Genomic DNA, 11,583 nt, shown 5'->3' on the forward strand with positions numbered 1-11,583 from the left:
ATAGAGGTTGTTAACCTTCTTTGTCAACAACCTCTTTTTTGCTGTTGCATGTAAAATGGAGATTCTCTCCAACTATTTTCCGCCCTTGGCTTGATAATCGCGCACCGTAATTTTCACATCCACGTTCACTGTCGCGCGGCTAAACTCTTTGTCCCAATCTTTTTTTACTTTTTGCCATACTCGCGGATATTGGATTCTGAGCTGGTCCCCAAAACCGGCAACATCAACTTTGTACTGCTTTTGGATTTTTTTCAGCGTTTGGCCTGTGAGTCGCTTTACTTCTTGTTGTGTGGCTTTTTCCACTCTTTTTAAGAACTGGTTGTCAAAAGCGTTACCGGCAGGGATCCAGTCTTCGTACAAACTCCCTTCTGATTCAATGTCCACGTCAAAGGAGATTTTTTCTCCTTGCACATGCGGTTGGATTTTGCTTGAGATGAACTGGGCCTCATAAACCATGAGACGATGGGTTTGTTCGTCGAACCCTTTCACTAAGTCTCCCTTTCCCCGTCCGGTCAGCCAGTTGAGGCCTTTCAATTCCTGCTCGTTCAGGAACCCGATCAACCTTTTGGTACTGCCCTTGATGACGGCACCTCCTTCAAATTTTACCTTTTTATCTTTGACAATGGCTGTTTGCAGAAGAAAACTGGAGTTTGCCGACAGCTTGCTCGATACTTTTGCTAAAGTCACGGCGGGTAACAGTCTAGCTGTTTTCTTTTCATGATCTACGATTCCGATCAGGTGAAATGCCGGTATTTCTCCTGGATCCGCAACTTCTAACGTCTCGCTGGCACGCCCCTTGGCGATGAGCACGATCGGGCTTAATCTGACTTCATAGCCGCGGAGAAAACGATTGGTCAAGTGCTGCATATTCATATTTCGTGCAAGTTCCTCGCCGATCACAAGCACTTTCGCGTGCTCCCCAAAAGCGAGACGGTCATCTGTAAGCATCAATTCCCGGATGCTTTCAGGTATGGAGTCTCCGGTGGCAGAGCTGTTTATATAAGGTTTCGCTTGGCCTCCTCCGCCTTTCTCTGCTCCTCCCGCAAATGGTTTGGCAACAACCCTTTGCATTGTCGTGGTGATGACATGCTTCGTGCGCTCCCCGGGGACGACTTCCTCCGTTTCATCTTCAGGCCCCTCTTCACTTGCTTTATCCAAAGCGATGCCTACGATAAACCCTAAATCCTCGATTTCTCTTTTGTCCCAGCATCCCCCCGTAAAGAGGAGGAATGCCAGAAACAAAAATAGCATCTTAGGATACCGGATCATGCTTTTTCCCCCTTAGTATGGCGACGAACATCAGGACTGGCACGATCACAATGACCAGAAACAATTGAAGGTAACCGATCCAGTCCCCCAACTTAAATAAGTCATTGAGATTTTTCGGGGTCATGGCGATGATGTAGATCACCGGCAGCAAGGCATATTTAAATAACTGGTCCTGTTTTTTAAACAGTTGGGCCAACCCGAGGGCGGCAAAATAGTGAGCCCCGACAAAGGTTGTAAAAAGCTCCATGATCCAGATGGCCAGGAGAAACGTTTCATAACGTTCAAAAACGATGCCAGTCACTTCAAACGACCTGAACAGAGTGACGGTTGGCCATGAGTATGTCGTTACATCATCCACACCAAATGATCCCACCACGATCGCCACGATGAAGGTATAAATTAAAGTTGGAGTCAGCGTGCCTACCAGAATGGCTTGAACGGCTTTGTTCGGTTCTTTCATATATGCGGCCAACAGCAGCATGATTTCAAAGCCTATATACGACAATGAAGTTACACTCAGCCCTTTGAGCACTGGTGAAATACCCAAGCCCATCACCGGGCGCAAGTTATTGAATTCGAAAACGTCAAAGCTTAAAGCGAGAAGGACGAAAAAAATGATGACAGTAATCGGCAACAAAAGTGCAAAGAGGCGGACAATCGAGTTGATTCCGGCGGTAATCAGATATATGCCAACAAACATGAATGTGAGAATGGTCACTTCCCTTGGCGTTCGCGGGAGCAAAAACAGTTTGGTTACTTCAGACATGCCGCGGGCTTCAAGCCCGGCAATCAATGTAAAGTAAATCACCATGATGAGATTAAACAGCCCGCCTAACCACTTTCCCGTGATCTCCTGGCTGAATTGATAGAATGTTTTTCCCGGAAAGCGCTGGCACAATTTAGCGATCATGATCCCAATAATCATCGCAATGCCCCCACCAAGCAGGGTAGAAATCCATCCGTCCGCTGTTCCTGCTTTCTCGGTAACCCCTCTTGGCAAACTCAGAATGCCTAACCCAAGAATAAAGGAGGTTATGGCTACAGCAGCTTGTATCGTGTTTATGCGGTCTTGCGGGCGGGTAATCAACGGATGTACACTTCCTTTAACATGAATTATGGCTACGGCTCTTGGCAGTGACAGAATCCCCATTCCGATCGGGAATGAGGAGACGGCAACAGCCGCTTGCGAAGTCGTCATACGGTTTTCCGACGGGTAATCAACCTGGAGAAACCTTTTTTTGAGAGTCATTTTTGGCGCACTTTATCCTGTGGATGCATCATCTTCGGACGCTGTTTCATCTTCGAAATCGGCAGTCGGATAATGAAATCTTTCCAGTCGCTTAAGCGGTAGGGGACTGCCGGAGATACATAAGGAACACCGAAGCTTTTCAGCTTCACAAAATGGATGGCGATCATCAGGAAAAAGAGGATCACCCCATATATGCCCAACACCCCTGCACAGATCATGCCGGCAAAACGCAGCATTCTCAGAGCGATTCCCGCTTCATACATCGGGATGGCGAAGGAGGAGATCGCCGTGATTGCCACGATGATAACCTTTATCGGACTGACAACTCCCGCCCTTACAGCGGCTTCGCCAATCACCAGCCCGCCGACGAGCCCGACCGTTTGGCCCACCGGCCTGGGCAGACGCAGTCCGGCTTCCCGTAAAATCTCAATCGCTGTTTCCATAAGCAAAGCTTCAATTAAAGCGGGAAACGGAACTCCCTCCCGCGTGCCTGCGATGGCAAGGGCCAGTTTGGTAGGAATCAATCCCTGATGATAAGAAAGGAAAGCGACATAGAGGGCCGGAAGGAACAGGGAAAAAAAGGCTGCCACAAATCGCATCGTCCGGAGCAGCGTACTCGGAAGCCAGCGCGAATAATAATCCTCCGGGGATTGCAAGAGCATAAAAAACGTGAGCGGTACAATAAGCGCAAAAGGCGTCCCGTCCAGTAAGATGGCCACCCGCCCTTCTAGGAGTGCACTCATGACACGGTCCGGGCGTTCCGTACTCTGGACTTGCGGAAACGGACTCAGATAATTGTCTTCAATCAAATGCTCAATGTATCCGGATTCTGGTACATCATCGATGTCGATGCGCTCGATGCGGCTTTTCACCTCTTGAACCAGATCCGGGTTCGCAATTCCGTCCATATAAGCGATGATCAATTTTTTCTTCGTGCGCCGCCCCACCTCATAAGGGACGATGGTCAACTCGGAAGCGGGAAGCCCGCGCCGCAAAAGCGAAATATTGTCGACTAATGTTTCATTAAAGCCGAGCCTTGGCCCGCGTACTAACGATTCTGTAATCGGTTCCTCCATATTACGGGATTTCCAGGACTGTGTTCCCAGGATGAAAACCTCAGATACCCCATCGACGAAAAACGCTGTAGATCCTGTCAATACCTCTTTCACTACATCTTTTAAGCTGTAAACTTCCTTTATTTTGCTGACAGGCAGAACATGATCTTTCAAAAAGTCCGTGATATTTCCGGGCAGTTGTTTCGCAGGATAGGACTCTGTAACATCAAGCGTGAGTGATTTTATAATCTTGTCGATCAGGTCGTGATCTGTCAATCCATCGATAAAAACCACCGCAGCCTGAAGATCGGTGGATCCCAGTTTAAACTGCCGAAATATGACATCCGGATTGTGGCCGATCTCATTTTTGACGAGTACAAGATTAGAGGTTAAGAGGTTAAATCACTTGTAAGTTCAGTGGTCGGCATTTTGGTTGGACATGAACTTTTGTGGAGATGATTTCGCTTTTTCCTGTTTCCCAATCTTATTTAATTTCCTGCGTCTAAACATCGACACTCTTCCTTTCAAGTGCGAATCCAGTTGGCTAATTTTTTAATGACATACGGGATGAGAAAAGCGAAAAACGCCCCTAAGAAAACATCCCAATCAGGCAGGTAGGAAACGATTGCTTGCCACATATGAATCACCTGATGTTAATATGTGCATTTGAAAAAATCTCATGCAGAAAGAGGGGTTAATATGCGGAATATAAGAAACATCGTGATTATGTTTACCTGGAATCCTTTTTCTTAGCTTGATGGCGACGGTCTTACTGATTGAATATTCCCTTTATTTTTGTTATGGTTTACTTACCGGTAGGTAATTGGGAAGGTGTTGAATGATGAATCAATCAACAAGAGAAAAAATCGAAAAAATAGCACTTAGACTTTTTGCTATGAATGGTTATGAAGCAACTACGATGAATCAAATTGCCGAGCAAGTTGGCATCACTAAGCCTGCCATCTATGTTTATTTCAAGGGAAAGGAGGAATTATACCTAGCTATCCTTGAAAAATGCATTATCCAGTATCGTCAGTTTATGGATCAAATCATCAATGAAGCAAAAAAACTAGAGTTTCAAGATCAGCTATTTTATATTTTCCGACAATATATTCTCTTTTTTGCAAAAAATACGGAGATTTCCGCGTTTTGGAACCGTGTAATGTTGTTTCCACCTGTGCCACTAAAAGAACGAATCTTTCAAGATCTTTCCCAAATGGAATTAGGCTATTCAAGTAAGTTGCGTGCCATCTTTGAGCAGGGGATCCGTGCAGGAAAAATTCGAAACACTCCCTTGGAAGAGATCGATTTTTCTTTCCGATGTGTAAGAGCTGGATTGCTTATGGCTTTTCTCTTAAATCCTGGCTTCGAAGAGCAAAAAATCGAAAGGGTATGGAAGGATTATTGGTTTGGAATCAGCGTGGATTCCTAAGACAAGTAGTAGTGAACGGGACCGAAGAAGGTATCCACAAAAACAGCACGAAAGGTAGGGCTTCTAGTGGAAGAAACGAAATCATTACCTGTCGTGGAGTGTTATGGAACTCCATACGAGATCGGAATGCAAATAGGAAATGCTTGTAAAGGGGAGATTTTGTTTTCTCTAGAGGATTCACTTAGTATTTTAGCAAGAGGATATCAAACAGAGATTGATCATGTCATTGCTGAAGCATCTAAATTTATTCCCGCCACACAAGCCTATGATCCCGAACTGATTCAACAGCTCCAAGGACAAGCAGACGCACTGGGCATTTCCTTTCAGCGAATGTTCGCACTTCGCACAATATTAGAATTATCTTTTTATTATAGAAATATTCTAGGTCTTTGCACTTCGTTTGCAGCCAGCGGCAAAGTGACGGCTGACGGAAAAACGATTTTGGGACAAAACATTGATTGGTACCCCAGGTACTCGATGTATTTGTTAAAAATCCATCATCGAAGTGGCATCAGGCAGCTTGCCTTGTCTTTAGGAGGGATTGTGGAATATACCTTAAGCTCGGCTGGATTCGGAATGTGTGCCAACTCTCTTTTTACGGAAACAGGCACCTATCGGTTTAATATCCCCTTGGCCTGCTATCTTCCAAAAGTGATGAGGCAATTTTCCTTTAAGGACGCAGTTGATTTGTTGCAACAAATGGCAAGAGGAGTTGGATATTATCATCTGGCTAGCGCGAGCGGAGAAATGGTTGGTATCGAAAGTGTATTTGATGATGTTGAAATGATCGAACCACACCATGATTTATTGTTTCATACCAATTGTTATTGTACCGAGCGGTTTCAAGCCCACGATATGGCTGCTACGATTTTGCCAGATAGTTTAAAACGAAGGGAAAGAATGCAACATTTGCTGGGACAACACGCGGGATCCATCACGCCCGAGACGATGATGAAGATTTTGTCCGACCACCAAGATTATCCCGTAAGCATCTGCAGACATCCTGATCCCCATAAAACAGCGATTTGGGAAATGCAAACGCTAGCCTCGTTCATCATGGTTCCAGAAGAAGGAATAATGTATATAGCCAATGGCAATCCCTGTTCCAACGAGTTTTTAATCTATTCGATATAAAAATGCCTTTGCAATATGTCATTGTAGGCTTTTTTGCTTAAGAATCCTGAAGCCATTTCAACTCTTATACGAATACAGGGGGGTAACGCGTCCCAGTCACAGGATTCGTTTTTTGTGTATTGAACGTTTTAAGTAAGCTAGTGGGTACCTGAACTAGGCCAATACCCCGGCTTATTTTTTTATCTTTCCACTAACGGCAAGTTACGCCGTGGGCAGCTCGCCCTTTTCCATCTGGAAAACAAAGCACTTACCATTGTACCGGCAAGTGCTTTGTCGATTAGAGAGATTCGTTATTCCCTTTGTTCATTTGTCTATCATGCATGCGGCTAAACAAGGCTAAGGATAATACAGCCCCGATGAGTGCACATGTCATATCCCATTGGGGATCCCAGACATCGCCTTGCGTGCCGAGAAAAGCATCCACTTGCGCGCCGCCGACCAAAGCGCTAAAAAATTCAAGCAGCTCATATGCCGCGCTGAAAGCCAAGCAGACACACACCACCAGAAATGCGAGCCAACGCCGATGCAACACGATTTGTCTGCGAATAAAGATTTCGCGGGCAAAGATGGCCGGCGCCAAGCCTTGAATGACATGGGCAAAGCGGTCATAATAGTTGCGGTCTAACTGGAATTGATCGCGAATGGTGTTGAACAGAGGCATCTCCGCGTATGTGTAGTGCCCGCCGATAAAGATGACAATGGACCAGAATAAGATTAGAAGATAAGTGAGGTGTGTAAGGGGGAAACGCGGATACATATAAATCAGTACAGCAATAAAGATGGTTGAAGGGGCAACCTCAAGAAACCAGGTGAACCGCTCGAGCGGTTCGATCGCTGACCAGATGAAAACGATGAGTCCGATAAGTAAATAGATAAGATGCCGGTGACTATCGTTCATGATGACTCCTTTCAGAACGAAATGATTAGTCGATTAATTAGATTTTATCACACATTTCGCGTTCTAAGAAGAGAGCATCCGGCTATTTTGCCGCCATTTGCCCTGGGGGAACAGATCAACAAAAAGTCAATCAACCGGTGAAAAACGGGTAAGGGTTGGTAAACTTTTTGTAGCTAGCGCAACACGACAGATTCCATTTATTGGGTCAATTAGATGAGTTTGAAAAGGTACATAACACGATTGGTTATGTCGATGGTCGCTGTACTGTTGGTCATCGGTGGCACACCGGTTAGCGCCAAGTCACCGGATGCAAAGTCAACATAACAAACAAACCGGTCACCCCTTAGCGTGCAGGGTACCGGTTTGTTTGTGTCTGGGAGCTATTCAGATTGCTCGCGCATTTCATCGTCGAGCTCGGCTTCGATGCGGGAGACCTTAGAAGACTCAGCCATACGCCAGTAGACGATGAAGCTCACGGCAATACAGGCAGCTACGTAGTAGTAGAAGAGTGACTCGAAGCCAATGCTCTTGCACCATAACGCGATGAACTCCGCCGTCCCGCCGAACACCGCCACGGTGACTCCGTAAGGGAAACCCACGCCAAGGGCACGGACTTCTGTTGGGAAGAGCTCGGCTTTCACGATTGCATTAATGGAAGTGTAACCAGTGACAACGATGAGACCCGCCATCATGAGCAAGAAAGCGCCGATAGGGTTTTTCGTCTGTTCCAAGATAAGGAACAGTGGCACCGTCAACAACGTTCCGAGGATACCGAAACTAATCAATAGCGGGCGCCGTCCAATCCGGTCGGACAGCATGCCGGCGAGAGGTTGAAGTACGACGAATACCAGCAGGGCAACAAAGTTGATCCAGCTGACGACCTCCGTGGGGAGTCCCACCGTATTCACCATGAACTTTTGTAAGTACGTTGTGTAGGTATAGAAGGCAACAGTTCCGCCGAGCGTAAGTCCGACTACTGTCAGCACCGCCTTGGGGTGCTTCATCAGAGCTCGAATTGTCCCAGCGCTAGCCCGGCTTTCAGAACCCATTTTTGAGAACTGCTCTGATTCGTCCATCGTGCGGCGCAGCCACAATACAGCCAATGCCCCCATTGCTCCGATAACGAAGGGAATACGCCAGCCCCAGGACTTCATATCGGGTTCACTGAGTATTTGTTGGAGGATGATCTGAACACCCAGTGCCACCAGCTGTCCGGCAATGAGCGTGACGTACTGGAAGCTCGAATAGAAGCCGCGGCGGCCGCTGCTGGCCATTTCGGACAGGTACGTTGCCGAAGTTCCATATTCTCCACCTAGCGACAACCCTTGGAGAAGGCGTGCGATAACCAGAATAATGGGAGCCAACACGCCAATGGTTCCATAACCAGGTGTGCAGGCAATAATCAGAGAACCACCGGCCATGACGGAGATGGAAAGCGTCAGCGCGGCACGACGGCCATGACGATCGGCGTATCGGCCCAACAGCAGGCTCCCTATCGGGCGCATCAGGAAGCCGACGGCGAAGATCGCCGCTGTGTTAAGCAGTTGGCTTGTCGGGTCTCCCTTGGGGAAGAACTCGGCCGAGAAATACACCGCGAAAGCAGTATAGACGTACCAGTCGTACCATTCAATTAGATTTCCAACCGATCCTTTGAAGATGTTGCCTGCGATGCGTCGCTTCTTTAAGCGCTCGATGGATTGAGACATTGTTACATCCTCCTCTTGAAGTACTGGTTTGAACGCTTCTTTATTGGCCTCGTCAACACTCAGATGCTTTGATAACTATCAGAAACACTATTTCTTTTCAAAGAATATCATTTATCATTCAGTAACGACAGTTTAGAATTGATAGTTGTACCGGTATTTGGGAGTTGTTGCATAAAACTAACGGACATTTTAACATCTTCGAGGAGGAAAGAGGCGCAAAAACAGAAATCGGGCTCCTGACGCATTTGGCCCATTTCGCCGTTAAAAAGAGTAGTGAGAATAGATATTCTTGGAACAGATCAAGTCAAAAACACACGAATCGTTCTGATAACATCCAACAATCATATATGGGGTGGAGGGAGCATCGACCGATTTTGCTGACATTTGCCCAATAAATGAAAAAAATGACTTGAGGCGTTACTTAGGAAACTCAAGTCATTTCGTGTTTATACAGGGTATTCAGTAATTACAAATAGCATGAATGGCGATAAATGATCTACACCCAGTCATCATATGCTATTAATAAATTTTTTCGTTTCATTTCTCAATACTATAGTTAACTTTATCTATTGAGACGCGAAAGAAAGATGCTGATCAAGTATGAAAACAGCATCATCGATTTATACTTATATACTCAACGTAACAAAATATTTGTTTTGTAACGGTATATGTGGGTGTTTCAGGGCGGAAAAGCGGCCTTCTGGCCGCCTGCTTCTCCTTTTTTATCTAAATACAGAAACGACTACCTACACGTTAAGCAATCGATTGTTTATTTTATTTGATCATTCGATCCCTTCCGTTGCCGAGCATTCAGATGGTACACTCAACAAGAGGTACGAGATCGATCCTATGAAGAATTGTACGCTTAGACATAATCCCCTGTACGTTAAGAACAGAAAAACAGCCCACTGCAAGAACAGTGAGCTTGTTCAACATATCAACATCAACAGTTTGTTTAAAGAGCTTATACTTGCAATTCAAACTGCTTGGAATACAGGTGTGCATACACTCCATCGCGTGCAAGTAACGCATCGTGCGTACCTTGTTCCACAATACCGTCCTCCGTTAGTACAATAATTCGTTGAGCATTGCGGATAGTGGAAAGGCGATGGGCAATAACGAGGGTCGTACGTCCTTTAGCTAACGATTCTAGTGATTTCTTGACGATGCTTTCACTCTCGTTATCTAGCGCGCTCGTTGCCTCATCTAAAATCAGAACGGGTGGATTTTTTAAGAATACGCGAGCGATACTTAGTCGCTGCTTTTGACCACCAGACAATTTGACACCTCTTTGTCCGATCTCGGAGTGGTAGCCATTTGGCAAGCTCATAATAAAGTCATGGGCATTGGCGTGCTTGGCTGCCGCGATAATTTCTTCATCGCTCGCCGCTGGATTTCCGTAGCGGATATTTTCCATCACCGTTCCCGCAAAAAGGTAAACATCTTGCTGTACAATACCGATGTTATTTCTTAATGACTGCAGGTCGATATCACGGACGTTGATCCTGTCTAGTAACACCTCCCCATCTGTCACATCATAAAAGCGAGGGATGAGCGAGCATAATGTAGTTTTTCCCGCACCAGACGGACCAACTAACGCAACGTACTCTCCCGGTTGTATACGAAGCGACAGGTTTACTAAGACATTGTCCAAATGGTCTTCGTAACGGAAGGAAACTTGCTTGAACTCAATCTCACCATGTACCTCTGGCAAGGTTATGGCATTCGGTTTGTTTTCGATTGCTGGCTTCAGATTCATGATTTCCATAAAGCGCTGGAAGCCAGTGATTCCTTCTTGAAACTGCGTGCTCATATGAGTCAGTCGTTGAATTGGCTCAATCATAAAGCTGATATACAGTAAGAAAGTAATCAAATCAGCTAACTCTAAAGTGTTATTCACAATACTAGCACTACCAAAGATAATCACCGTGATCGTAATCAGTTGGATAAACGCTTCAACACCATTGAAAAAATACGCTTCAGCCTTGTACGTTTTCTTTCGGCTATCGAGGAAACGATTATTTTCTCGGTTAAACTTCTCAATCTCTACGTGCTCGTTGGCAAACGATTTTACCACGCGGATTCCCGATAGACTATTCTCTACCTGTGCGTTTACGTCCCCGATTCGCTCTTTGTTTCTTCTTAATGCCTTGTTCAACTTCTTATTAAAATACAATGTAAAGACACCTAAGAATGGTAAAAAACAGAACACAGCGATCGTTAAGGGGGCGTTAATAAAGAACAAAATGACAAATGCTCCAATAAAACGGGCGAGATATTTGACGTAGTCTTCTGGACCGTGATGGTAGAGCTCGGAAAGCAGTAGCAGGTCATTCGTTATTCGAGACATGAGCTGACCTGTCTTTTCCTTATCGTAAAAGCTTAAGGAAAGCTTCTGCATATGCGCGAACAACTCGCTACGCATATCCCTTTCCATACGAGCACCGACCTCATGACCTTTGTAGTCTACAAAGTAGTTCCCGATATTCTGGATCGCGACTAAAACAAGCATCAGCCCACCAATCCAGTACACTTCACCTAGCGCAGTGGATAAGTCTCCTTCCAGAACATCTTTCGTAATATACCGAACGAGCAATGGAAACACCAAAGTCACAGCAGATACGATAAAGGCGCACGCCAATACCGAAAGAAACAACTTTAAATACGGTTTGTAATATGAGAAAAATTTTTTTACTGGAAAACGCATGATTTACCCCTTTTTTTGTGTTATTTAAATAAACACATATAAGGGGTACACCATTTACAAATAAGAAGATGTTCCGTGCAGGAGTAAACATCATATTTCATCGATTTATACTATAAAAAATAATCGGAAATAT

At 45.4% G+C, this 11,583-nt stretch carries 7 protein-coding genes and 1 pseudogene; 2 read left to right on the forward strand and 6 right to left on the reverse strand.

Annotated features, from left to right (window positions below):
- Window positions 1-72 precede the first annotated feature (72 nt).
- The 3 genes and pseudogenes from ACFQNG_RS15595 to ACFQNG_RS15605 all read right to left on the reverse strand — a co-directional run.
- Window positions 73-1,269, reverse strand: a complete 1,197-nt coding sequence (locus ACFQNG_RS15595) for a Ger(x)C family spore germination protein (RefSeq protein WP_379866428.1) — start codon at window positions 1,267-1,269, stop codon at window positions 73-75.
- Window positions 1,253-2,518 carry a GerAB/ArcD/ProY family transporter gene (locus ACFQNG_RS15600; RefSeq protein ID WP_379866429.1) on the reverse strand — a complete coding sequence of 422 codons (1,266 nt, stop codon included), beginning with the start codon at window positions 2,516-2,518 and terminating at the stop codon, window positions 1,253-1,255. Before ACFQNG_RS15600 ends, ACFQNG_RS15595 begins: the two co-directional genes overlap by 17 nt.
- Window positions 2,515-3,972: pseudogene (locus tag ACFQNG_RS15605) on the reverse strand (spore germination protein); the annotation flags it as partial. The pseudogene ACFQNG_RS15605 and the gene ACFQNG_RS15600, both read right to left, overlap by 4 nt.
- 442 nt (window positions 3,973-4,414) lie before the next feature.
- Between ACFQNG_RS15605 and ACFQNG_RS15610 the strand changes: the two are divergent.
- Window positions 4,415-5,005, forward strand: coding sequence for a TetR/AcrR family transcriptional regulator (locus ACFQNG_RS15610; RefSeq protein WP_379866431.1), 591 nt, complete (start codon window positions 4,415-4,417; stop codon window positions 5,003-5,005).
- Between the two features lie 66 nt (window positions 5,006-5,071).
- Window positions 5,072-6,139: a C45 family autoproteolytic acyltransferase/hydolase gene (locus tag ACFQNG_RS15615; protein ID WP_379866432.1), complete on the forward strand. Its 1,068-nt coding sequence runs from the start codon at window positions 5,072-5,074 to the stop codon at window positions 6,137-6,139.
- A 277-nt stretch (window positions 6,140-6,416) separates the two neighbouring features.
- Here the strand turns inward: ACFQNG_RS15615 and ACFQNG_RS15620 are convergent, their stop codons facing one another.
- The 3 genes from ACFQNG_RS15620 to ACFQNG_RS15630 all read right to left on the reverse strand — a co-directional run bounded on the left by ACFQNG_RS15620 (window position 6,417) and on the right by ACFQNG_RS15630 (window position 11,450).
- Window positions 6,417-7,037, reverse strand: coding sequence for a DUF2238 domain-containing protein (locus ACFQNG_RS15620; protein ID WP_379866434.1), 621 nt, complete (start codon window positions 7,035-7,037; stop codon window positions 6,417-6,419).
- Window positions 7,038-7,417: 380 nt separating this feature from the next.
- Window positions 7,418-8,743 (reverse strand): MFS transporter, encoded by a 1,326-nt coding sequence (locus tag ACFQNG_RS15625; RefSeq protein ID WP_379866436.1) that lies wholly within the window; start codon window positions 8,741-8,743, stop codon window positions 7,418-7,420.
- 964 nt (window positions 8,744-9,707) lie between these two features.
- Window positions 9,708-11,450, reverse strand: a complete 1,743-nt coding sequence (locus ACFQNG_RS15630; RefSeq protein WP_379866437.1) for an ABC transporter ATP-binding protein — start codon at window positions 11,448-11,450, stop codon at window positions 9,708-9,710.
- Between the last annotated feature and the right edge of the window lie 133 nt (window positions 11,451-11,583).

This window comes from Laceyella putida (genome assembly GCF_042665195.1).
GTDB classification, from domain to species: Bacteria; Bacillota; Bacilli; order Thermoactinomycetales; family Thermoactinomycetaceae; genus Laceyella; species Laceyella putida.